The 23,595-nt window shown below is 61.7% G+C and carries 19 protein-coding genes and 1 pseudogene; 6 read left to right on the top strand and 14 right to left on the bottom strand.

Going from position 1 to position 23,595, the window contains the following annotated elements; all coding sequences use genetic code 11:
- Positions 1–53: 53 nt before the first annotated feature.
- From trbI to XB14_RS28365, 11 genes are all read right to left on the bottom strand, one after another.
- Positions 54–1,325 carry an IncP-type conjugal transfer protein TrbI gene (trbI, locus tag XB14_RS28415; protein ID WP_077966940.1) on the bottom strand — a complete coding sequence of 424 codons (1,272 nt, stop codon included), beginning with the start codon at positions 1,323–1,325 and terminating at the stop codon, positions 54–56.
- 9 nt (positions 1,326–1,334) lie between these two features.
- A complete protein-coding gene (locus XB14_RS28410) occupies positions 1,335–1,673 on the bottom strand; it encodes a conjugal transfer protein TrbH (protein ID WP_179119697.1) in 339 nt (112 codons plus the stop codon).
- 105 nt (positions 1,674–1,778) lie between these two features.
- The gene (gene trbG / locus XB14_RS28405) at positions 1,779–2,588 is read right to left on the bottom strand and encodes a P-type conjugative transfer protein TrbG (RefSeq protein WP_419178633.1); all 810 of its coding nucleotides are present in this window, start codon (positions 2,586–2,588) and stop codon (positions 1,779–1,781) included.
- A gap of 17 nt (positions 2,589–2,605) precedes the next feature.
- Positions 2,606–3,268 (bottom strand): conjugal transfer protein TrbF, encoded by a 663-nt coding sequence (gene trbF, locus XB14_RS28400; RefSeq protein ID WP_077966927.1) that lies wholly within the window; start codon positions 3,266–3,268, stop codon positions 2,606–2,608.
- Positions 3,269–3,292: 24 nt separating this feature from the next.
- Positions 3,293–4,510, bottom strand: a complete 1,218-nt coding sequence (gene trbL / locus XB14_RS28395) for a P-type conjugative transfer protein TrbL (protein ID WP_077966925.1) — start codon at positions 4,508–4,510, stop codon at positions 3,293–3,295.
- The gene (trbJ, locus tag XB14_RS28390; protein WP_234804198.1) at positions 4,507–5,283 is read right to left on the bottom strand and encodes a P-type conjugative transfer protein TrbJ; all 777 of its coding nucleotides are present in this window, start codon (positions 5,281–5,283) and stop codon (positions 4,507–4,509) included. The genes trbL and trbJ overlap by 4 nt, the downstream gene beginning before the upstream one ends.
- Positions 5,276–7,726, bottom strand: coding sequence for a conjugal transfer protein TrbE (locus XB14_RS28385; protein WP_077966923.1), 2,451 nt, complete (start codon positions 7,724–7,726; stop codon positions 5,276–5,278). Before XB14_RS28385 ends, trbJ begins: the two co-directional genes overlap by 8 nt.
- 10 nt (positions 7,727–7,736) lie before the next feature.
- On the bottom strand, positions 7,737–8,036 hold the full coding sequence (locus tag XB14_RS28380) for a conjugal transfer protein TrbD (protein WP_077966920.1): 300 nt from the start codon (positions 8,034–8,036) through the stop codon (positions 7,737–7,739).
- On the bottom strand, positions 8,029–8,406 hold the full coding sequence (locus XB14_RS28375; RefSeq protein ID WP_077966919.1) for a TrbC/VirB2 family protein: 378 nt from the start codon (positions 8,404–8,406) through the stop codon (positions 8,029–8,031). Before XB14_RS28375 ends, XB14_RS28380 begins: the two co-directional genes overlap by 8 nt.
- Positions 8,396–9,361, bottom strand: a complete 966-nt coding sequence (gene trbB, locus XB14_RS28370; protein ID WP_077966918.1) for a P-type conjugative transfer ATPase TrbB — start codon at positions 9,359–9,361, stop codon at positions 8,396–8,398. Before trbB ends, XB14_RS28375 begins: the two co-directional genes overlap by 11 nt.
- Positions 9,358–9,993 carry an acyl-homoserine-lactone synthase gene (locus XB14_RS28365; RefSeq protein ID WP_077966917.1) on the bottom strand — a complete coding sequence of 212 codons (636 nt, stop codon included), beginning with the start codon at positions 9,991–9,993 and terminating at the stop codon, positions 9,358–9,360. Before XB14_RS28365 ends, trbB begins: the two co-directional genes overlap by 4 nt.
- A 1,609-nt stretch (positions 9,994–11,602) precedes the next feature.
- Between XB14_RS28365 and XB14_RS28360 the strand changes: the two are divergent.
- A pseudogene (locus XB14_RS28360) lies at positions 11,603–11,830 on the top strand (plasmid partitioning protein RepA); the annotation flags it as partial.
- 306 nt (positions 11,831–12,136) lie between these two features.
- Here XB14_RS28360 and XB14_RS28355 read toward each other — a convergent pair.
- Complete coding sequence (locus tag XB14_RS28355; RefSeq protein WP_077966914.1) at positions 12,137–13,231, bottom strand: LacI family DNA-binding transcriptional regulator; 1,095 nt, start codon at positions 13,229–13,231, stop codon at positions 12,137–12,139.
- Positions 13,232–13,400: 169 nt separating this feature from the next.
- On the opposite strand from XB14_RS28355, the gene XB14_RS28350 reads away from it, so the two are divergent.
- The 5 genes from XB14_RS28350 to XB14_RS28330 all read left to right on the top strand — a co-directional run bounded on the left by XB14_RS28350 (position 13,401) and on the right by XB14_RS28330 (position 19,272).
- Positions 13,401–14,381 carry an ABC transporter substrate-binding protein gene (locus tag XB14_RS28350; RefSeq protein WP_077966912.1) on the top strand — a complete coding sequence of 327 codons (981 nt, stop codon included), beginning with the start codon at positions 13,401–13,403 and terminating at the stop codon, positions 14,379–14,381.
- A gap of 158 nt (positions 14,382–14,539) precedes the next feature.
- Positions 14,540–16,042, top strand: a complete 1,503-nt coding sequence (locus XB14_RS28345; protein WP_077966910.1) for a sugar ABC transporter ATP-binding protein — start codon at positions 14,540–14,542, stop codon at positions 16,040–16,042.
- Between the two features lies 1 nt (position 16,043).
- Complete coding sequence (locus XB14_RS28340) at positions 16,044–17,054, top strand: ABC transporter permease (protein ID WP_077966908.1); 1,011 nt, start codon at positions 16,044–16,046, stop codon at positions 17,052–17,054.
- Between the two features lie 14 nt (positions 17,055–17,068).
- Positions 17,069–18,052 (top strand): ABC transporter permease, encoded by a 984-nt coding sequence (locus tag XB14_RS28335; RefSeq protein WP_077966907.1) that lies wholly within the window; start codon positions 17,069–17,071, stop codon positions 18,050–18,052.
- A 569-nt stretch (positions 18,053–18,621) separates the two neighbouring features.
- Complete coding sequence (locus XB14_RS28330) at positions 18,622–19,272, top strand: glutathione S-transferase family protein (RefSeq protein ID WP_077966905.1); 651 nt, start codon at positions 18,622–18,624, stop codon at positions 19,270–19,272.
- On the opposite strand, the gene XB14_RS28325 is transcribed toward XB14_RS28330, so the two are convergent.
- Both XB14_RS28325 and XB14_RS28320 read right to left on the bottom strand, forming a co-directional pair.
- Positions 19,261–22,455 (bottom strand): efflux RND transporter permease subunit, encoded by a 3,195-nt coding sequence (locus tag XB14_RS28325; RefSeq protein ID WP_077966903.1) that lies wholly within the window; start codon positions 22,453–22,455, stop codon positions 19,261–19,263. The two genes, XB14_RS28330 and XB14_RS28325, sit on opposite strands and share 12 nt — an antisense overlap.
- A 28-nt stretch (positions 22,456–22,483) precedes the next feature.
- Positions 22,484–23,590, bottom strand: a complete 1,107-nt coding sequence (locus tag XB14_RS28320; protein ID WP_234804162.1) for an efflux RND transporter periplasmic adaptor subunit — start codon at positions 23,588–23,590, stop codon at positions 22,484–22,486.
- Positions 23,591–23,595: the final 5 nt, after the last annotated feature.

Genomic DNA, 23,595 nt, shown 5'->3' with positions numbered 1-23,595 from the left:
TTCAGCGTGTGGGGAATGCTACTATCGCAGAGCGTGCCCGTCTTCGGGCCACCTTATCGATAGGCGCTGGGAAAGACAATGTCCTGGTCAACGAGGACGTTGAAGATGTAGCCTGGCCTGATGCGGAGCGTGGGCTGCACATCGAGGTTTTTTACAATGGTCCGCTCGGCCACCCGGCCGAAAGTCTCGGCAAAACTGCGACGGGCGGCGTCCGAGGCCGTATCGCGTCCTCTGTCGCGCTCGTCGGTTGGAAGGGACATATCGATACCCGCGCCTATCAAGGCGACGAGCGCTGCGGAGCCAAAGGTTCTAAGGAGGTGTCGATCGACCTTGTCCTTAAAGCCGCCGTATCCTTTGGCGTCGGTGCCGGCCATGCCGCCGATCTGCAAGGTCGAGCCGTTCGGAAAGATGAGGTCGGTCCAGATCACCAGCACACGTGACTGCCCGAACGCGACCTCGGCGTCATAACGGCCGAAGAGCTTGGTGCCTTGGGGAATGATGAGATGGCGGCCGGTGGCGCTGTCATAGATCGGATGATTGACCTGGGCTGAGATACGACCAGGCAGGTCGGAGTTGATGCCGGTAATCAAGGTTGCGGGGATGACCGAGCCGCGCTTCAGCTCGAAAGGCGACTGTGCGGGAACGACCCCCTTTGGCAAATATCCAAGCTCCTTGATGTCAGAGTTGAAGAAGGCCTCCTTGGAAGCTTGGAGATTGGGGTCTCCCCCTGCGCCCTCGAGCGCTCTTGAAAGCACGTCTGCGGGATTACGAGATGTGGGCGTGTTGCCGCTGGAACTGCTCTCCAACTTGGCGGGTTCATCTCCGTTTTTGATCTCGACGGCGAGAGGAGAGTCGAGGGCTGCGTCTCTTGCCTGAAGTCTCGCCATGTCCTGCCGATGGCGCTCACGAAGAAGCTGTTCCTTTCGCTCGCGCTCGAACTGGTTCAACCAATCATCTTCATTCCCCTGGCTCCTGGTTTCAGCAGTGCTTCCCGGAAGCGACGTCTTATCGGGGGGCGTTTGGATGTCCGACAGTGGCACCTCGGTTGAAGGCTCGGCCGCAATGCCTGCAGTGCGAGCCTCAAGCGGTTCGGCAATGATGCCGTCGGCGACGCCCCGCTTGATGTTTTCGGCAAAGGATGATGCCGAACCGTTTGAGGGCTCGCCCGCCCCACTGTCGGATCGCTGGCCAATTCCTCGCGAGGCAAGGCCTGCGACGAGGACGGCGAGAAAGATGATCATCATCGCGCCCGCGACAAGGAGCGGTACCCGATTGACCCTGCGAATGTTCTTCGGGGTGTGAGAAAGCTGCAGCGATTGAGCCATGACAGGTTCCTATCGATGACGCGCGACGGCGAGCGGTGTCGCGGGCTGGGCACCTTCCAAGTTCGTCCGGTAGGCGCGCGTCAGGGTAATCACAGGTGTCGATAGCCGCACGAGAATGATATCTTCGAACGCCGTGGTGCCGTAGGCGACCTCGGTTACCGGCTTTTTCGCACCCGCCTTTTCGTCTTCGGTGAGCACCGGGAACCCCCAGAGCTTGAGTGCAGTTTGAAGCGCTTCGCCCGATCGATCGGTGGCTGGGGACACATGGACCGAAAGCGGTTTCTCGTTGCCCATTGCTTCGACGAAGCGGCTTGCCATATCGCCGGCAATTGCAGTTTCGGCACTCATCGAGATTTCTTGAGGAAGCGCGTCAATCGTCGGCAAAGGCGCGCCACCTTTGCAGCCACTCACAAGGACGGCGATAAGAATGAGCGCAGCAAGACCCCTCATCCCCTATCCTCCCCTTCCGATCGTGACTTTCTCCTGGCGCCATCCGACGCCCGAGACCAGAACTGCGCGCTCAACATCGAAATCGACGATCATCACCCCGTTCTTCATTCGGTAATTGACGATCCTGTTCTGGCCACCGGAAACAACGAATAGGACCGGCGCGTCCTGGCTCGCGATGGACTTCGGGAACTGGATGTAGGTTTTCTGTCCATCCGAATAGACTTGTGTCGGTTTCCAGCGGGCTCGACCGCTGATCGTATAGGTGAAATCGAGCCGCTCGGAGGGGACGCTACCGGCGCCTGCCTCCAGTCGGGCGTTGGCGTCGGCGATGCTCGTGGATCTGTCCTCCTGATAGGCAAAGCCGACACGCGCCATGTAGTGGGTCGGATGAGACTTCAGCTGGATGTGGTAGGTGCGCCTCGACGTCGTCACCACCATGGACGTTGTTATCGAAGGTTCGGACGGCTTGATCACCAGGTGAATTGCCTGCCCGCCGGCAGCACCAGACGTCGCAGCCTCGATCTTCCAGCGAACGGTATCGCCAACCAGCACGTCACGCACGATCTCGCCCGCCTGAAGCTCGATGTCACACACCTGGAGGGGCGAGCAGACGACCGATGGCTGGCTTGCGCCGTAAAGGAAGATGACCTTGCCATCGGGTCCGTTCGTGGTGACGCCCGAAGCTGCCCGCCATTTTGCCGACAGCCGGGCCGCATTCGCTTCCTTCGTGGTGATCGCTTCGCCGTAAACGGCTCCGCTCGGCAAAAGCGAACCCAAAATCAGTGCCAGTATGCCTGTTTTACTATAGCTCACGACATCTCCTCTCCCCGTCAAAGCTGCGCCGTCCAGTCGAGATCCCTGAGGTAGAGGCCGATTGGATTGAGACGGATCACCGCCTCATCCTGTGGCGCTGTCAGGGTGACCGTCGCGATCCCGCGGAACCGCCGCACGCCGGTCTCTTTTCCGGCCCGGTCGCGTTCGAACTCGGTCCAGTCGACCTGGTAGGTCTGGTCCGAAAGCGCCACGACGTTGTTCACCTCGATCGCAACGGTTGCGCGGCGCGCTCTTTCGAATGGCGAATTGTCCCGGAACCAGGCGTTCACCTTGCCGGTCGCCGGATCGGCGTTTTGAAGCAGAGCATAGGTTCTGTCGATGTATTTCTTCTGGACGACCGCGTCGGGCGTCACCGATCGGAAACTTGCAAAGAAGCCTGCCAGCGAGGCACGCACAACGCGCTGGTCGGCGTAGTCGATCTGCTCGGGAAAGCCTGCGCTGACGGCCGCTCCGAGTTTGTCGACCTCGACGATGTAGGGCACGAGCTTGACCTTCGAACTCTGGTAGAGCCCATAGCCAAAACCGATGATCGCGATTGCCATGGCGGTCGTCCCGATGATGCGCCAGGCTATCGCTGATCGAACATAGGAGCCGTAGCGTTCGTTCCACTCCTGGCGCGCGGCGATGTAGGGGTTCTCGGGGACATCTCGGGCAACCATTGATCATGTTCCTCATTGAGCGCTTCAGTTGTCCGCAAGGTCGGGCGGCGATTGCCGGCCTGTGGTTTGTGTCGAGGCCTTGTTGGCGAGCTTGTCGTTTGCAAGGCCCATCAAGGAGGCGGCGTGAGCGCCCGGCGCGCCGATTGCCTTATCCTTTGCCGCTGAACCTGCCGCTTGCGCGCTTAAGGCGGCACCATGCCTCATGCCGTGAAGAGCTGACGCCGTGGCCGATGCTCCGGCCGCGCGGGCGGACTTTGCCGCCGCAATGCCGGCAGCCGTCCCTCCGGCCGCGAGAAACGCAGCGCCGGTCGCAAAGGATGCCGCCTGGCCGCCGTGCCGAATTGCCTCCATTCCGCCGGCAACGGATGCGCCCTGGACGACGCCCTGCAGAATGTTTGGAACGTAGATCGCAATGATGAAGACAACGACCGAGATGCCGGCGATTGCGAGCGTCGTGACGAATTGCTGTGTTTCTCCAGTCGGTGCGCTGGCGAGACCCAAAAGCACTTCCGAACCGATCCGGGCAATCATCACGAGCGCCATAAGTTTCAGCCCGACGCTGAACGCGTAAACGAGATAGCGCACGGCAAAGTCCTTCGTATGGGAAGAGCCTCCGAGCCCCAGCATGATCATCCCCGCCAGGAGGCCGACATACGCCTCGACCATGATTGCGACGAAGATTGCCGCGACGAGCGAGAAGGAAATCACCACCACAACCATTGCAAGGACCGCCGCAATCGCCAGCGCATTGTCCTCGAAGAGCCCGAACTGGATCTGCTTCGACATGTGCGAAGCGACCCTGATGCCCGCGTCAAATATGTCTGCCGGCGAGGCCGATCCGCCACTGGCACCGATCTGAAAGAGGCTGTCGACCACGCTCTTCGCGAAATCAGGCCCTTCCTCGAGCGCGAAGGCGAAGAGGCCTATGAACATAATCCTGCGCACGAGTTCGGCAAACCAGCCGTCAAGTGACGCTGCCTGTAGGGCGAGCCAGACGGCAGCGATCGCCACTTCGATACCCGCGAGGATCCAGAACAGGGAGCGCGCTGCCGCCAGCACCCGCGATTCCCAACCCTTGGCGGCGGCGGCGACCTGGTTCTCGAGTTCGGTCAGTACGCTTCCATCCTGTGCCTGGACCTCAAGGGCAGAGCCGAGCAGTAGGCAGGACACCACGACGAATGGACGAGCTAGCTGGGCGGAATTGTTGCTGAATGGAGAGGCGTTGAGGTCGAACTTGCTCACCAGCGAAGCTCCAACTTCTGCCCTCCAGGACCGAGTTGGGCCGGCCCGTCGAAGAAGCGCTCGCGCCTGGCTTGAGCGAGATCCTTGTCCGTCTGGTTGCTTTGGTACCACGTCGCCATCATCGTCATCTGCTGGGACACAAGGCCTCGAAGCTTCTGGATCTGTCCGACTTGCTCGGCCGCTATCTGGTGTCCGACCTGAACCGCCTTCATTTGCCCGTCAGAGGTTTCCGACAGCGAACGAAGCGAGCGCATCGTCGCCTCTTCGCCTGAAAACTGCGCCGCGGTCAGGTTTGCAGCCTTCAGTGTGCCGGTGATGGTATCGCGATTGGTGTCAGACCATGTCTGATAGTGCGAGGAGAACGTTTCCCCGTCAGGCAATCCGGTCTTGAAGTCGGCGTAGCTTGCGAAGCGCTGGCGCAGGACGTCATCGGCGTTGCCCATGGAGAAGGATATTCCCCGGCCGCTATCGACGACTTGTTGCAGGCGACGTAGATCCGCTTCGATCTTGCCCCACGCGTGTTGCGGAAGGCGAGCGGTGTTCTGCAGCATGTTGTCGTAGATCTTCAGCTGGTTCTGGATCTGCTCGGCAAGCTGGCCGATTTGCTTGACCTGGTTCTCGATCTGGACGCCGGACCTTTCGAGCAGGTTGATGAGCTCGGCATTATTGGCAAGCTGGGTCCATTCGGTGGCCGCACCGGTGGCTCCGCCGGCGCGTGCGGCGTCGTTGCTTGCCGCCATCGCAAGGAGCGACAGGACCGCGAGCTCAGTCATCTGCAAGAAGCGTTTCCGCATCGGCAATTCCTCTTGATTTGAGCCATTGGGTGGGCCAGTTCAGGCCGTGATCGTGATGAAACCCGCGAATGCGCTTGAGATCGTCCTTGCCGGTTGCTCCGGTAAAGGCGAGCGCGACCGGGCCGAGGGCCATATTGAAGAGGCGCCGCCCCTCCGGAGAGGTCACGTAGTATTCTCGCTTCGGCGTCGCCGCCGCGATGATTTCGATCTGGCGTTCGTTGAAACCCATTCGCTGATAGAATTCTCGGGCGCCCGGTTGGCGGGCAGCGGCGTTTGGAAGGCATATCTTCGTCGGGCAGCTTTCCCTCAGCACGTCGATGATGCCGGAACGTTCGGCGTCCGAGATCGATTGGGTTGCGAGCACCACGGCGCAATTTGCCTTACGCAATACCTTCAGCCATTCGCGGATGCGATCGCGAAAGACCGGATGACCGAGCATCAGCCACGCCTCGTCGAGGATGATGAGGCTCGGGGCGCCGGTCAGTCGCTTCTCGATGCGGCGAAAGAGGTATGTGAGTACCGGAACGAGGGTCCGCTCGCCGAGGCTCATCAGTTGCTCGATCTCAAAGGTCTGAAACGCACCAAAAGACAGTGTATCGGCCTCGGCGTCGAACAGACTGCCCAACGGGCCGTCGAGCGTATAATGCCGAAGGGCGTCCTTGATTGCCTTGAGCTGAACGCCGCTCACGAAATCGGACAATGACCGACCGGTGGACCCGGCCATCAATTCGATTTGCCGGGAGATCGCATTGCGTTCATCCGGCCCGATTGATGCGCCCTGCAGTTCTACGAGTGTCTCGATCCACTGGCTCGCCCATGCTCGGTCCCCCTCCCCTTCCAGATCGAGAAGCGGGCAGAAGCAGAGAGCAGCCCCCTCCCCTTCCCCTCCGATATCGTAGTGATTGCCGCCGACGCCAAGCGTCAGGGGCAGCATCGAGTTTCCCTTGTCGAAAGCGAATACCTGCGCTTCGAGGTAGCGGCGAAACTGCGCAGCAATCAGTGCAAGCAAAGTCGATTTCCCCGATCCCGTCGGGCCGAATACAAGCGTATGGCCGACGTCATCGACATGAAGGTTGAGCCTGAAGGGTGTCGAGCCGGAAGCGACCTGCATCAAAGGCGGTGAGTGCTGCGGCAGATAGGGGCACGGGGCCGTTGGGTTCCCGGCCCAGACCGTGTTGAGGGGCATGAGATCGGCAAGGTTGCGTGTATTGATCAGCGGCTCGCGCAGATTGCAGTACCAGACGCCAGGGAGGCTGCCGAGATAACCTTCCGTTGCATTGAGCGTTTCGATCCGCGCGCCGAAACCTTCCGCCTGGACGGCTTGCCTGATCAACTCGCATTTGTCTCGGACGGTTGCGTTATCGCCCCCAAAGACAATGACGACGGGCGTGTAATAGCCGTAGGAAACCAGTTCGGACGAGGCCTGGGCGATCGCGTCTTCCACCTCGGCGACCATGGCGATTGCATCCTGGTCGATCGATCGACTGTCCGTCTGAAAAAGCTGATCGAGGAATGGGCGAACCTTTTGCTGCCATTTCTTGCGGGTGCGTTCGAGGCGGTCACGCGCTTCCTCGGGATCCAGGAATATGAACCGTGACGACCAACGATAGCTGAGCGGCAGGCGATCGAGATTGTTCAGAATTCCGGGCCAGCTTTCCGATGGCAGCCCGTCGATCGCCACCACGCCCACGTGGCGACTGTCGACGATCGGGTCGAGCCCATGGTGGAGCTCGGCTGTTGCCAGCCAGTCGAGGTACATCGGTATGTCGGGCAATCTGACCGGATGGTTCTCCCCGGTGATGCAAAAGCGGATGAACTGGAAAAGCTCGTCGAAGCGGTGCCGTCGTGCTCCGTTGCCTGGATCGAGCTCGCGCGTTGCCATGCGGCGAAGCGAGATCCAGTTTGCGAGATACTGTTCGACCTCGCGGGCGCGGGTCCGGAAAAGATCAAGTGCTGCGTCGGCGAAGCCTTTTTTGCGACTTTCAGGGTCGGCGTAGACATATCGCGCCAGCCCGCGTCGATTTGCTTCGAGCGGACGTTGCGTAAGGATCAGGGCGTGGCGGCTCTCGAAATGCGCCCCTTCCCTTTCAAAGTGCACCCGGCGTTCGGCATCGATTGCGCGCGTTACCGGATCGGGAAAGTGCGAGCGGTCAAGACCCGGATAGCTGGCTGCGCCTAACCGGACAGCTTCTATCTGGATCATCCAGCCGGATCCCAACCGCGCGAGAACCGTGTTGATCTGGCGGGATATTTCGTTGCGCTCAAGGTCCGTAGCACTCTCGCTGTCGGGCCCTGCGAAGTACCACCCGGCCATCAACGAGCCGTCTTTCAAAAGGATGACGCCATTGTCGACAAGTGCCGCATAGGGCACGAGGTCGGCAAAGGAAGGATCGGTCGAGCGGAAGCGCGCTAGATTGACCATCGCGACACCGTCAGTCCTTGCGCCAAGGCGTCGAGGTCGGACGGTATGTCCGCCGATAACGCACGTGGCGGATGTAGATCTTGCGCATGAGAGGATCTGCTTTTGCCATCCGCCTCAAGACGCCGATCGCCAGTGTCCAGAGGGTAAGGCCTATCAGCGCCGAATAGACGGTCAGGACGACAAAGATCAGGATGACCGTCGCAAGCCCCGTGACGAGAACGAGCTCACGATCGGCGCCCAGGAGCAGGTTCGGGCGTGAGAGGGCACGATGGATACGGTTTCTCTCAAGTAGGGAGAAGGCCTCAGGCATTGTCCCCACCACGCTTGGTTTCGGAGTGGAAGGCATTGAACGAAGCATGGTCGCTGATCGATGCGCCGGTTGCGCCAAACAGCTGGACGATCTGTGTCGCTCCGAGCAGGAGGCCGGCGACAAGCACGATGTACATCAACCGTCTGGCAAAATCGTTGAGCTCGCCGCCGAAGATGAGCATGCCGCCGGCGACGGCAACTGCGGCAAGCGCGATGAAGCCGGCGACGGGGCCCGTGATCGACTGCTGGATTTGTTCGAGCGGACCCTCCCACGGCAGGCCGCCCCCCGAGCCGGCGAACGCTGGTTCCCCGATGAAGACCGTCAGCAGTCCCGCCAGAGCTACCATCTCAATTCGTGTTTCACGCTGCATGCCGTTCCCCTCTTTCATAAGGCTCCAGTTGATAAGCAGTCCCGTCGTACCCAAGGACGCGCAAAGGTTCTCCGAGCTGCCGCCCGGTCGCCGTTCGTTCGATTGAAACGACGAGATCGACTGCCTCCGCGATGACGTCCTGCATCGGTTGCCGGCTTTTCTCCGCGGTGAGTTGTTCAAGTCTGCGAAGTGCCGAACGCGCGGAATTGGCGTGCACCGTCGCGATGCCTCCCGGGTGCCCCGTGTTCCATGCCTTGAGAAGAGACAGGGCGGCCGCGTCCCTGACTTCGCCGACGATGATGCGGTCGGGTCGCAGCCGGAGTGTGCTCTTCAGGAGGCGCGACATGTCGATCTCATCGCTGGTGCGCAGCGAAAGGACGTTGTGCGAACCGCAACGTATTTCGACGGTGTCCTCCAGGATGATGAGGCGGTCGTCCGGTGCGACCGTCGCGACCTCGCAAATGAGAGCATTTGCCAGTGTCGTTTTGCCGGAGCCGGTCCCGCCTGAGACGAGGATGTTTAGGCGATCGGCGACAGCCCGTGCCAGGAGCCGTGCCTGCTTCGTGGTCATGATCCCGTCGTCCACATATTGCGCCAGGGGAATGAGACGCGAAGCCCGCTTGCGTATGGAGAAGGACGGCGCGCCGACGATCGGTGGCACCAAACCCTCGAAGCGGTGTCCACTGACCGGCAACTCGGCCGAGACGATTGGTCTGTGTTCGTCGACCGCCGTGCCGGTCGCGTGTGCGATGCTGCCGATTGCGATCTCTGCGGCGGCGGGATCCATTTGTCCAAGCCGCGCGATCGACTGCCCGAGGCGCTCCACGTAGAGATTGCCGTCCGCGTTCAGCATGATCTCGACGACGTTCGGGTCATCGAGTGCAGCCAGTATGGCTGGGCCAAGGGCTTCTTCGAGCTTGCGGACAAGGCGGGGCAGGGAGCGGCTGGGGGTCATGACGTCGCCGAGGAAGTTGGTGCGCTGGGGCGGCCGATGGTTGAGACGTATCCGACAGGCCTGACTTGCCGGAAGATGTCGGTGTCAACCGAGAGAACACCAGCCAAGGCGGTTGTCTGGCCTACCGTTTGCGGCGGTCCGAGCCGACGAAGTGACCATCCTGCGCGCCCGAGGATACGCTCGACGGCAATGTCGGTGACCGTGACGACCTCGGTGTGCCCGCGCGAAAGGCACCATTCGAGGATGCCGGCGAACATGATGTGGGTAACATGGTGCAGCCCGCTGCGGCCCATGCTTTGAATCGTTGTATCGACGCAGAAGCGCGAGCTTTCGACCATCTGCTCGTGCGGGTGAAACGTCTCTTGCGAGACGAGTTGCGGGAACACGGACATGAGCATCGTCTGCCCCATGGCTGGGAGAAGGCGAGCACAGCCGACCACGTCATTCTTTGCAGTGACAGCGAGAATATAGGCGGGATTAAGATCGTCGAACTGGTCGCGCTCCCGGCCGTCACGCGCGGCGACCTGCCAACCCAGGCGTTCATCGAAGACCCTTGCGCGCAGCGCAAACATCTGCTCGAGGAAGTGCGGGGAGTCGCTCGAACTGCCATTCTCAATGGCCACCACCATCATCGGTCGTCCTCCTCTTTTTGTTGGAGGAGAAGTGCTACGACTGTGGACACCATTGCGAGGGGCAAAAATGCTCCTGAAATTTCGCCACCGCGATTGTAGGGGGCAAACTTGATGCGTGGTTGGAGCCATTGCGAATGGCGGGCCGGCCGTGTCGCCGGCAAAAACAGAAAGTTCCCCGCGGGGAACTTTTTTGGCGGCCTCTGTTTGAATGCGGCCGCGACCAGCATCGATCGGCTGCCGAAGGGGGGCTAGGGGTCATCCTCTTTCTTGGTCGTTTGTGGCACGAGGGGGACAGGTCTTGGTCGATATCGGCGCGGAGTTCCCCGCGGGGAACTTTTCGACGATGCCTGTTCGCATGCGGCTGGTGCCAGTCTTGACCGCCTAACATATGGACGCCTGCAGTCACCCTCTGGTACCGCGACTTATGGGGACAGGAGGCACTCTTTTTCTTGCTCGTCGTGGAGCTTCCCGCAGGGAATACTGGTCCGCGATGCTCGATGCGCTTCGTGGTCCTATGATCTACGCCACCCTCTGGACCTGAAAGTTCCCCGCGGGGAACTTTTTGATATTTTGTCTGCTCGCATGCGGCTCCTGCTAGTCGCGATCGACTGCTGCAGCGTCATCTGCATTCAACATCTCGCGCAGGGCTTATGGGGAATGGGGCGGTCCTACGCCGACCTTTTCATGTAGTTCCCCGCGGGGAACTCCGGCTATCCCTGTTCGGAAATGGCTCGGATTGTTCTTGGTCGGCTGAAGGGCATGTGGGTTTCGCCTCTTGCGGGGATAGACGCCGTCATCTCGATCTTTCACAAGTTACTCGCGGGGAACGTTTTCCGCCGCAACAGTAACCAAACGCTTCGGGTTGGTGTGAACGCCTGCTTCGGGCGCTTCGCGGTCGATCTCTTGCGTGCGGTTCATGAGATAGCTGACGGCTCGCCATCGCTGTTGTTCCAGAAGCTCCCGAAGGACGGTGCATGTTGGCGTTTATCTTCTCCTCCCGCTTGAGAACGAAAGGTTCCACGCGGGGAACTTTTCGTTGGCATCTGCCCGCTTGCAGTTCGGCTTTGGTCTCGGCCGTGTGTGGGCCGCTCGCGGCTGCGCGGCGTTTATGGGAAAAGGGGAAGGTGTACTATTTCCGAAGTTCCCGACAGCGTCAGTGCGCATGCGGCTCCAGTTAGTCTCGATCGCCTGCTGCAGGGTGGCCTGCGTTCAGTCACTTCTGCACGGGTTACCGGAATGAGTAGCTCTCAGTCGCGGAGTTCCCCGCGGGGAACCCTCACGATGGACCGGTCCGCATTCGCATCGGATTGAAGTTGAGCGCCTACTGTGGAGCGAGCGCTATCCACCGCTCGTCTGGTGACCGATGAGTAGGGGCAGCTCTACAAAGTGACCGTTCCCGAAGTTCCCCGCGGGGGAACTTTTCGACAAGGCTGTTCACACGTCGATCGAGCTGGCGTGCCATAATTGCTGCGGCTGCCCGAATCGGAGTACCCCTTAGTTGAGAAGAAAATCCGAAACTTCGGGTTTTTGAGTAGTTACGTGGTTGTTAGCAGATCGTTAACCACAACGCCGGTTAATAAGCGACAGTGACCACCGAGGATTCTTATTCATGACGCGACATCTCAGCAGCCTCTCCTTCATGGAGAATTTCTCCAGCAAGCTCGAGCTGGCGTTGAGCAACTTGAGCATGGCGCAGTTTCCGCCCGACGCACGGCGCAGCATGCGCAAGTTCACGTCGACCGAGGTCGCTCAGCTCCTCGATGTGACCGAAGCCTATATTCGTCGGGTTGCTGCGAAAGAGCAGGGGCCCTCGCCCGAAATCGCCAACGGACGGCGTGTTTGTAGCCGCAAAGTTAAAGTGTCCTGATCCTGCAAAGTTAAAATGTCACTCTCGTTTTCGACGCCGTCCGGAAGGAATAGACCTCCCGTCATCACCGCTTGGACGAAATTTCAGGCAACGCTGATTTCCCGCGGCCCGCCTTCGGCACCCACGGCGATGCTGGGCGCCCACGCTCAGAAGTCACGCCCTTCCCTCGGTGGGTGTTGCCACGTGCAGATTGCTCGGTGACCAGCTTGCCACAGCCCATGGCAGGCTTGCCCCGGAGCCAAGCAGGAAGGGCAACAAGATCTTTGGAAAGGCCCCCTATGAAGCGTTTTTGGACGCTCGGGCGGCAGCCCATAGCGCGGTCGTATCCCTGACCACCAGCGGTCCGTCGACCTTTATCGTCATCGGCCGCATGTGCTTTCCGTGGATCGCCATGTCGATCAGGAGTTCGGCCGCCTTTTGCCCCATTTCGTAGTTGGGCAGCACCAGCGTCGAGAGCGGCGGATGGGTGTAGCGGGCCAGTTCCTGGTCGTCATAGCCCATGACCGAAAGATCGGTCGGAACACGCAACCCCTTCTCCTGCGCCGCCTCCATGACGCCGATCGCCATCAGGTCGTTGCCGCAGAAGATCGCAGTCGGCGGGTTCGGCATGGAGAGCAGGTCGAGCCCCGCCTCATAGCCGCGAAGCGGCAGCCAGTCGCCATCGCGCACGAGCGTCGCGTCGAAGGCGATGTCGGCGGAGGCAAGCGCCTGCTTGTAGCCTTTGAGCCGGTCGGCGGCGGCATCCATCCAGCTTTCGCCGTTGATGAAGCCGATGCGCCTGTGGCCGAGCGCCGTCAGATGCGCGGTCGCGGCAAAACCGCCGGCAACCTCGCCCGGTACGACGGCCACATGCTGGCGCGGCTCGCAGTAGCAATTCAAAAGCACGGTCGGAAGCGGCGCCAGGGCCTCGGGCACGGCAACCTTGCGGGTGAAGATCGTCGCGTAGATGACGCCGGCAATCGAGGGATCCCTCAAGACAGAGCGCAGCACCGCCTCTTCGAGCTCCGGATTGGAGCGGGTGACGTGCGCCGAAACCAGCATGCCCTGCTCGAAGGCATAGTCGCGAATGCCGTCAAGGCTGACGACCGGATGCGGGCTGGTCGAGATTTCATCGACGATGAAGGCGATCGTGTCCTTCTCTACCGTCGGCGCGGCGGCAACCGGGCCTCGGGTGGCCGGCAATTTATAACCGATTTTATGAGCAGCCTCTCGCACCTTCTGCTGCGTTTCGGGCGAGATGCGCGAGCCGGACATCTCGTTCAGCACCAGGGAGACGCTCGACTGGGAAACGCCGGCTATCCTGGCGACATCCGTCATTGTCGGGCGTCCTCCGCCTCTTTTATCCAGATTCCGCCCGTTTCCCTTGGCCATGCGTGCTCCTCGCCCTCAAGCGTGCATTGCACTGCACGCGGGCTTTTGCAAGTGCTCATAATTTTGGCCTTGACTGCTAATATTATTAGCGCAAGATTTGGAGATGTGAAGCGCAAAAACGCTCATGTCCGGTAGAGGAGCACCGGCCAATCTGGGAGGAGAACCCGATATGACGATGATTTCCCGTCGCACCTTCATGCTTGCGGCAACCGCCGTCGGCGCGCTCGCCATGGCAGGCATCGCGATAGCCGAAGTGCCGAAGCTTGCGCAGAAGGACAAGTACAAGGTCGGCTTTGCGCAGACCGAATCCAACAATCCCTGGCGCATCGCCCAGACGAACAGCATGAAGGCCGAAGCTGAAAAGCACGGCATCCAGCTCGTCTACACGGATGCGGCCGGCTCCGCCGCCAAGCAGGTCGCCGACGTCAACTCGATGATCGCTCAAGGGGTCGACGTGATCTTCCTTGCGCCGCGCGAAGAAAAACCGCTGATTCCCGCCGTGATGGCCGCGAAGAAAGCGGGCATTCCGGTGATCCTGCTCGACCGTTCGGTCGATCCGTCGCTTGCCAAGGCCGGCGAGGATTACCTGACCTTCATCGGCTCGAACTTCGTCGAGGAAGGCAAACGCGTCGCCGAATGGCTGGTCAAGAACGCCAACGGCAAGTCGAAGATCATCGAGCTCGAAGGCACGACCGGATCGTCACCCGCCAACGACCGCAAGAAGGGCTTTGACGACGCGATCAAGGCGGCCGGCGGCTTCGAGATCGTCGCATCGCAGACCGGCGACTTTGCCCGCGACAAGGGCCGCCAGGTGGCCGAAGCCCTGCTTCAGGCGCATCCGGACGCGGACGTGATCTATGCGCACAACGACGAAATGGCGATCGGCGCCATCGCAGCACTCGAAGCGGCCGGCAAGGTGCCCGGCAAGGACGTTCTGGTGCTGTCGATCGACGGCGGCAAGGAAGCGGTCCAGGCTGTGGTCGACGGCAAGATCGCCGCGGTCGTCGAATGCAACCCGCGCTTCGGGCCGAAGGCATTCGAGACGATGATGCGTTATGCCAAGGGCGAAACGATCGAGCCGAAGCTCATCAACGAAGACAAGTTCTACGATGCATCCAATGCAGCCGCGGAACTTGCCAACGCCTATTGATACCATCTCCCGAGCCTTTGCCGGCCGATCGGAACAACCGTATCGGCCGGTTTCTTGACCGCGACAGCGCCAGGCATGACCTTCGGCCCGTTCACGTGTAGGCTGATGACGCCCACCTTTTTCAGGAGCGGCGGACGGCGGAGATAGGGAGGAGACCCATGCTTCTGTCCATGCAGGGCATTTCCAAGGCGTTCGCCGGAGTGCCGGCGCTGAAAACCGCCTCGCTCGATGTCGAGGCGGCTGAAGTCATGGCGCTCGTCGGCCAGAACGGGGCCGGCAAATCGACACTCATCAAGATCCTGACCGGCGTCTATCGCCGGGACGAAGGCAGCATCACCTTCGATGGCCGGGATGTGGATTTCTCGATGCCCGCTATGGCGCAGGCCGCCGGGATCGCCACGATCTACCAGGAAATCAACCTCGCCCCGCAGCGTTCGGTGGCGGAGAACATCTACCTTTCGCGCGAGCCGAAACGCTTCGGCATGATCGACCATGGCGCCATGCGGCGCGGTGCCGAGGCCGTGCTCAAAACCTTCAACCTGACGATCGACGTCGACCGTCCCGTCGCGCACTTCGATGCGGCGACACGGCAGATGGTGGCGATCGCCCGTGCGGTGACGCAGAACGCGCGCCTGGTCATCATGGACGAGCCGACCTCCTCGCTCGACGAGCGCGAGGTCGCGATCCTGTTCGAGACGATCCGCACACTGAAACGCTCCGGCGTCGCCGTCATCTTCATCGGCCACCGGCTCGATGAGCTCTATGAAATCTGCGACCGCGTGACGATTATGCGCGACGGCCAGACGGTGGCGAAAAGCCCGATGGCGGACATGCCGAAGATGGCGCTGGTGCGCCACATGCTCGGCAAGGAACTTGCCGCCTTTCAGGCGATGGCACCCGAGGCGGACGCGCCGATGCGGCCTGTCCGCCTCGAACTCGACAAGGCAGGTGCCGGCGTGCGCGTGCGCGACGTCAGCCTCGCCGTGCGCGAGGGTGAGATCTCCGGCCTTGCCGGTCTGCTCGGGTCCGGCCGCACCGAAACGGCGCGCCTGATCTTCGGCGCCGACAGGATGGAGCGCGGCGCGATCCGCATGCAGGGGCAGGATCGCAGTTTTCGCGAACCGGCGGACGCGATTGCCGACGGCATCGGTCTCGTCTCCGAGGACCGCAAGATCGACGGCATCGTGCCCGACATGAGCATTCGCGAGAATATGACGCTCGCCTTGCTGCCGAAGCTGAAGAAGGCGGGCATCGTCGACCGCGCGCGGCAGGACGAGATTGTCACCCGCTATATCCGCGCCCTCGGGGTCAAATGCGCCTCGCCCGATCAGCCGATCAAGGAGCTCTCCGGCGGCAACCAGCAGAAGGTGCTGCTCGCCCGCTGGCTTGCCACCGACCCACGGGTGTTGATCGTCGACGAGCCGACGCGCGGCATCGACATCGGCGCCAAATCGGAGATCCTGAAGCTCCTGCGCAACCTCGCCGACGAAGGTCTGAGCGTGCTGATGATTTCGTCGGAACTCGAGGAACTTCTCGCAGCCGCCGACCGCGTGACGGTCTTAAGCGACGGCATGTCGGTCGCGACCCTGCCGCGCAAGGACTTGAGCGAGACGGCGCTGCTTGCCGCCATGGCCCACCAGGAAGCCCACCAGGAAGAATGACATGACGACGATCGAGACCCCTGCCCCGCAGCCTTCGGGAGCCCTTTCGTCCGGCAACAGGCTTTTGACGCTCGCCAGCCGCTACGGCACCTTCGTCGCCTTCCTGGCGCTGATCCTCTTCAACGTCGCCGTCACGCCGAACTTCCTGTCGCTGCAGACGCTGAACGTCAACCTGACGCAGGTGGCGACCATCGTCATCGTCGCAACCGGCATGACGCTCGTCATTGCCACCGGCGGCATCGACCTATCCGTCGGCTCGCTGATGGCGATTGCCGGCGCGCTGGCACCGATGATCTTCATGGGCCAGTTCTTCCCGGTGGAAAGCATGGCGCTTGCGGTTGCCCTCGCCTTCCTGCTGCCGGTCGTTGTCGCCGCCCTTTTCGGCCTCTTCAACGGTTTCCTCGTCACGCGCTTTTCGATCCAGCCGATCATCGCGACGCTGGTGCTTTTCATCGCCGGCCGCGGCATCGCCCAGGTCATGACCAACGGCAATCTGCAGGTTTTCAAGAACGAGGGCTTTCAGTTCATCGCACTCGGCCGCATCGCCGGCATACCGGCGCAGGTCGTGCTGATGATCGTCATCGGCGCGGCTGCCTGGGCAATGATCCGCTACACCGTCATCGGCCGGCAGATCATCGCCGTCGGCGGCAACGAGAAAGCGGCCCACCTGACCGGCATCCCGGTGAAACGGGTCAAGCTTTTCGTCTACATGATCAGCGGCGCGCTGGCCGGCGTCGCCGGCCTTATCGTCGTTGCCCGCAACTCCGCAAGCGACGCGAACCTCGTCGGCCTCGGCATGGAACTCGATGCGATCGCCGCGGTTGCGGTCGGCGGCACGCTCCTGTCGGGCGGGCGAGCCAACATCGTCGGCACCGTGCTCGGCGCCTTCGTGATCCAGCTGGTGCGTTACACGCTGCTGGCAAACGGCGTGCCCGATGCGGCAGCGCTCATCGTCAAGGCCGGGCTGATCGTCACCGCCGTCTTCATCCAGCAACGCGCCGGCAGGCATTAGGGGGAACAACCGCGATGCAAACGATCCTCCGCCTCTTCCTGGTCAAGAACGCCGGCGACCTTGCCCGGCTTGGCGTCATCCTGGCGCTTGCCGGCCTCATTCTCTTCGGGGCGCTGCGCTACGACAACTTCCTGTCGCCCTACAACATCCTGAGTTTCCTGCGCTACAACTCGATGTTCGCGCTGATCGCACTCGGCATGGCCTTCGTTATCATGACGGGCGGCATCGATCTGTCGGTCGGCGGCACGGCGGCGATGGCAAGCGTTGTCGCGGCCCTGCTCTCCCCGTATCACTGGGCAGCCGGGCTTGTCTGCGGCATGGCGGCGGGCCTTGCCGTCGGCGCGCTCAACGGCTTCATCATCACGAGGATGCGCATCCAGCCCTTCATCGCCACGCTCGCAACGATGCTGGCGGCCTATGGCACCGGCCTGCTGCTCGCCGATAACCAGTCCGTCTCCGTTTCCTATGACAGCGGTTTCACCGTGATCGGCCAGGACGATTTCCTCGGCTTTCCGATCCCCGCCTGGATCGCGCTCGCGGCCTATGTCCTTGGCTGGCTCGTGCTCGAAAAGCTTCCGATCGGCCGCCACATTCTGGCGATTGGCGATGGCGAGGCGACGGCCGGGCTGATGGGCCTGAAGGTCGAGCGCGCCCTTGCCGGCGTTTACCTCGCCTCGGGCACGCTCGCCGGGCTCGCCGGCGTCACTCTCGCCTCGCAATTCGGTGCGGGACAACCCACCGAAGGCGTCGGCTGGGAGCTCTTCGCGATCGCCTCGGTGGTCGTCGGTGGCACGCTGCTATCGGGCGGCTCCGGGTCGATCGGAGCGACCTTGGCAGGCGCATTGCTGCTCGCCATGGTGTTCAACATCCTGAACTTCGAAAACGGCCTTGGCTGGATATCGCTTTCCGCCTATTGGCAGTCCGTCATCCGCGGCTCCTTCCTGCTCGTCGTGGTCGTGCTGCAGGCCAAGCTGATGGCACGGCATCGCAGCACCTAGACGGCGCATTTCGGAACCCGACGCGGACATTTTTAGCAAACGCGCCCGAACGAGACGCGAACATCCACAGGACGAAACGTGGAAACCTACTCCTGGATTAACCCCGGTGGAGCAGGAACAATGCGTGACCGCGGCGGGAACGCACAGGCACCAATGGGTCCGAAATGACGCCGCGGCGGGCGAACAGTAAAAAAGGCCGGAGCGCGCTGGCTCCGGCCTTCTTTTCTTTTTCGCCCTCAAGGCTTCTGCCAGTACATCCATGGTCAAAAGTCGAAAGCGGCACGTTATTGTCGCCATCAACTTCAATCGCGCGCGACAGTAACGTTTATGACATATTTATACTACGGCCATCTTGTCGGGACAAGCTGTCCATTTGGGCTATGCATCTGCCTGGTCTCGAGGGGGGATATGTTTTCTTCAATCAAAAAGCCTGTTCTCCTTCCTCGGCAGAGGTCATCATGCATACGGCCGCCACAGTGAATCCCATTTGTACCGAAGGACGGCAAATACAGATGTCGGGACCCCGGTCGGCCGATCGTCTTCAGGACAGGCAAGCTGTGGAGGACAAGATGACGATTACCATTACCGCCTTTGAAAAATCGCCCGATCGTGGCCGAGGTCTCGCACGCGACATGCGCGTTCGCTGGGCGCTCGAAGAAGTGGGGCAGCCTTATGAGGTCCGCCTTGTTACCTTCAAGACGATGAAGGAACCCGAGCACATCGCGCTCCAGCCCTTCGGGCAAATCCCGACCTATGAGGAAGGCGACCTCGCTTTGTTCGAAACGGGCGCCATCGTTTTGCATATCGCGGAGTGTCATGCCGGCCTGCTTCCACGTGACCCCGGTGCCCGGGCACGCGCAATCGCCTGGATGTTTGCCGCGCTCAACACGGTCGAACCGCCGATCATCGAGCGCGAAGCGACCACCTATCTGGAGCGGGACAAGGCCTGGTATCAGGAGCGCCTTCTGATGCTCGAAGATCGCATCCGCGTTCGGCTGACCCAATTGTCGAGGCGGCTCGCGGAGGCCGACTGGCTCGATGGCGCCTTCAGTGCCGGCGACCTCATCATGGTGACGGTGCTCCGCAGGCTGGAGAGCTCAAGCTTGCTCGACGAATATCCCAACCTTTCCGCCTACGTCGCCCGCGGCAAGGCACGGCCGGCCTACAAACGTGCCTTCGATGCGCAGCTTGCGGTTTTCACTTCGGCCTCATCCGCCTGACAGACGGCGTGATCCCGGAGCGGGCGGGCTTTGCCTGTGTCCCGGCGGATCGTCGACCGCGGTCGCTCGCTTGCGCCTTTTGATCTGCAGCCCCTGGCGAAACAGGCGGAAAACAACCCGCATGAAATCGTCCATGTACAGATAGATGACCGGCGTCACGAAGAGGGTCACGAGCTGCGATACCAGCAGGCCGCCGACGACGGCGACACCGAGCGGCTGGCGCAGTTCAGCACTTGCGCCGCTGCCGATCGCAATCGGCAGCGTGCTCATGATCGCAGCAACCGAGGTCATCATGATCGGGCGGAAGCGCATGACACAAGCCTTATGGATGGCCTCGGCGGCCGGCGAACCGGCGCGCTGCAGCGTCAGCGCAACGTCGATCATCATGATGGCGTTCTTCTTGACGATACCGATCAGCATTAGCACGCCGACAATAGCGATGATCGAGAGGTCGAAACCGCCGAAATAGATGGCAAGCAACGCCCCGGATATGGCTGACGGCAGGCCGGATAGCACCGTCAGCGGATGGATAAGGCTTTCATAGAGAATACCGAGCACGAGGTAGATCGTGACGATCGCCGCCAGCACCGGCAGACCCTGGTTGGCGGCGGCGTCTTCGAATAACTGCGTGGTGCCGTAATTGCGCGTCGTCACCTCAGACGGCATGCCGATTTCTGCCTTGAGGCGGTCGACCTCCGCAAGGGCATCGCCGAAGGCGACCTTAGCCGGCAGGTTGAAGGAAAGCGTGACCGCTGGCAGCTGGCCGAGCTGGTTGATGGTGAGCGGTCCGGATACGGTCTCGACCCGGGCGAAGGCCCCGAGCGGAACAAGGCCGCCATTGGCACTGCCGACACGCAGTTCGTCGAACTTGTCGGCTGACCATTGCATCGAGGGATCGAGTTCCAGGATCACTTCGTAGCTGTCGCCCGCCGTGTAGATCGTCGAGATCTGCTCGGTACCGAAACTGCCATAGAGCGTGGTGCGCAGTTCGCTCGCGTTGACCCCGAGCGTTGCCGCCTTGTCGAGGTCGACCACCAGCCGTGTTTGTGGAGCGTTGATCTGAAGGTCGCTGTTGACGTCGGTAAAGAAGGTCCGATCCGCGCTCATCGCATCATGGAGCTTCTGCGCCCATTCGTTCATCAACGGCTGATCGAGGCTCTGGAGCACCAGCTGGTACTGGCTGGCCGACGCGCGCGATCCGACCGAGAGGTTCTGGACCGGCGACATGAAGGCCTGGATACCGGGGATCGCCGCCAGCTTCCGGCGCAAATCCGCAAGGACGGTTTCAAGCGGCGGACGCTCGCTCTTGGGCTTTAGCTCGACGAACAGCCGACCGGAGTTGAGCGCGCTCGACGCTCCGCCCGAGCCGATCGTGCTGGCCACATGGGCCACGTAGGGCGAACTGGCAAACACCGCCTCCACATTGGACTCGAGCTTCGACATGGCGGCGAAGGAAATGTCCTGGCGCGCTTGGGTCGTAACCAGCAATTGCCCGATGTCCTCCTGCGGAAAAAAACCTTTGGGGATCGTGGCTATCTGGTAGGCCGTGATCGCGACGGTAAACAGGAAAACCAGAAGCACCAGTGCGCGCTCCTTGATGCAGATCTTCAGCAGCCGCTCATAGGCGCGTAGGAGCCTGTCGAAGCCTCGTTCGAAGACGAGATCCAGCTGCTGCAGCCAGCGGGCTTTCTCTGCCCGGTCCGCCCTCGCCGGAAGCCGCGCCGCAAGCATCGGCGTCAGGGTGAGCGAAACGAAGGCGGAAGCGAGGATGGCAACGGTGACGACGATCGCAAACTCGTTGAGAATGCGGCCGATCACGCCGCCCATCAGCAAGACGGGAATGAAGACCGCGACGAGCGACAGCGAAATCGCGATGATCGTAAAGCCGATCTCACGCGAACCGATGAGCGCCGCCGAGAAGGCATCGATGCCGTCTTCTTCCATATGCCGCACGATATTTTCCAGCATGACGATGGCGTCGTCCACCACCAGCCCGACGGAGAGCGTGAGGGCCATCAGCGAGATGTTGTCGATCGAAAAGCCAAGCGGATACATCGCCGCGAAGGTGGCGATGATCGAGATGGGAACGGCGAGCGCCGGGATAAGCGTCGCCCAGAGGCGGCGAACAAAGGCGAAGATGACGAGGATCACGAGGCCGACGGTGAGGATCAGGGTGAACTGGACGTCGTGCACCGCCCCGCGGATCGACATCGACCGGTCGCTGAGCGTTTCGATCGAGGCTGCGGCCGGAAGCGACTGACGAAGCGACGGCAGCAGCGCCTGCACCCGGTCGACGACTTCAACAGTATTTGCATCCGGCTGCCGCTGGATGGCCAGGATGATCGCCCGCGAACCGTCGTGCCAGCTTGCCGTCTGGTTGTTGGCAACGGAATCGATCACCGTCGCGACGTCACCAAGCCGCACGGGCTTGCCGTCGACGCTCTTGACGATGATGTCTGCAAAGCTTGCAGCGTTCATGCGCTGCGTATCCGCAACGATCGCCGCCTGACGATCGCTGGTCTGCGCGGTGCCGAGCGGCGAATTGTCGTTCGCCGCCGCAACCGCCGTCCTCAACTGGTTGACGGAAATGCCGCGCGCGGCAAGCGCGTCAGGATGCATCTGAATGCGCACGGCATATTGCTGGCTGCCGAAGATGGACACTTCCGCCACCCCGTCGAGCACCGAAAGCGTCGGCGAAATCACCTGTTGCGCGATGGCGTCGAGGTCGGTGAGCGGCACGGTGCTGCTCTTCAGCGCCAGGAGCAAAACCGGCGCATCCGCCGGGTTGACCTTGCGGTGACTTGGCGGCGCAGGCATGTCTTGGGGCAGCAGCCTGAGCGTCCTGGTGATGGCTGCCTGCACGTCGGCGGCAGCGGCATCGATGTTACGCCCGAGCACGAACTCGATCGATATCGAGGTCGAGCCAAGCGCGTTCGTCGTGGAGATCGTGTCGATCCCGGCGATCGTGGCGAACTGCTTGATCAGCGGAATGGCGACCGAAGTCGACATGGTCTCGGGTGAGGCGCCAGGCAGCGCGGCGGAGACGTTGATAACAGGGAAATCCGTGCGCGGAAGTGCGGCGATCGGCAAGACGAGATAGCTGAAAGTGCCTGCAAGGATGAGGGCGACCGATAACAATACGGTAGCGATCGGGCGGCGGATACTGAACTCGGACAGCGGCATTTCACGCACTCCCGAATGATGGCAAATCCTAATCCGCGGCCTGATCGGCCGCGCCTGCAGCGACGACGACATCACCCGGCTTCAGCCGCGCCTGCCCTTCGATGACGACCCTGTCGCCGGCGGCGAGGCCCGTGCCGATCGTGGCCTTCTTGCCGTCGTCGATCAGCACCGAAACCGCGCGGGCTTCCACGGTGTTGTCATCCTTCACATGGAAAACGAAGGGACCGTCCTGTCCCGGCTGCACCGCAACGCTCGGGACAACAGGCGCCTGATGCAGTTGCTCCTGATCGATATCCACATCCACGAACTGGCCCGGCCAGAGTTTTTGTGCTCCATTGGGGAAGGTCGCGCGCATGGCGATGGTGCCGGACGCGGTATCAACGGCGGAATCGATGAAATCGAGCACACCTTCGCCGATCACAGTTTGCGTGCCGCTCGACCTCGCGCGAACCCGTGGGGGCGTCCCGCGATCGATGAGATCCTTGAACGTCTGCAGCCGGTCTTCCGGCAGGCGAAACGTAACGCCGATCGGGTCGATCGCAGTGATTGTCACGAGATTGTTCGATGTCGCGCCCGATTGGCCGACAAGATCTCCGAGCGCGACCTGAACGGCCCCGAGGCGTCCACCGATCGGGGCGGAGATCACAGTCAAGCTCAGCGCGACCTGATCGGCATCCACGGTGGCGCGATCGGCATCCAGGGTCCCCTGCGCCGCCTGCTGCAGCGAGAGAGCGGTGTCATAGCTTTGCTGGGTGCCGGTCTTGTCGTCGCGCAACGTTCTTGCACGCGCGAGTTCCGTATTGGCGTCGGAAAGCTGTGCGGTGTCCTTGGCGACGATCGCCTGGTCACGCGTGAGCTCGGCCTTTATCGCGCGGTCGTCGAGCGTGAACAGCAGGTCGCCCGCCTTGACCATCTGCCCGTCCTTGACGTGGATGGCCGTGATCTGGCTCGCAACGCGCGCGCCCACCTCCACGGTATCGGGGGCCTGCACGTTGCCCAGGGCATGGACGACAACGGGAACATCTTTAAGCGTCACTGTCGCCGTCTGCACGGACACGGCGCTGCCACGCTTGGCACTGGCGGCCGCATTGGCCGACAATTTCGCTTCGCTCGGCACGGGCTTGCGCGCCACCACGAACC

It is taken from the genome of Ensifer adhaerens (genome assembly GCF_002007205.1).
Taxonomy (GTDB): Bacteria; Pseudomonadota; Alphaproteobacteria; order Rhizobiales; family Rhizobiaceae; genus Ensifer; species Ensifer adhaerens_D.
The sequence above is the reverse complement of the archived record's forward strand: the minus strand, read 5'-3'. Positions and strand labels throughout refer to the sequence as shown.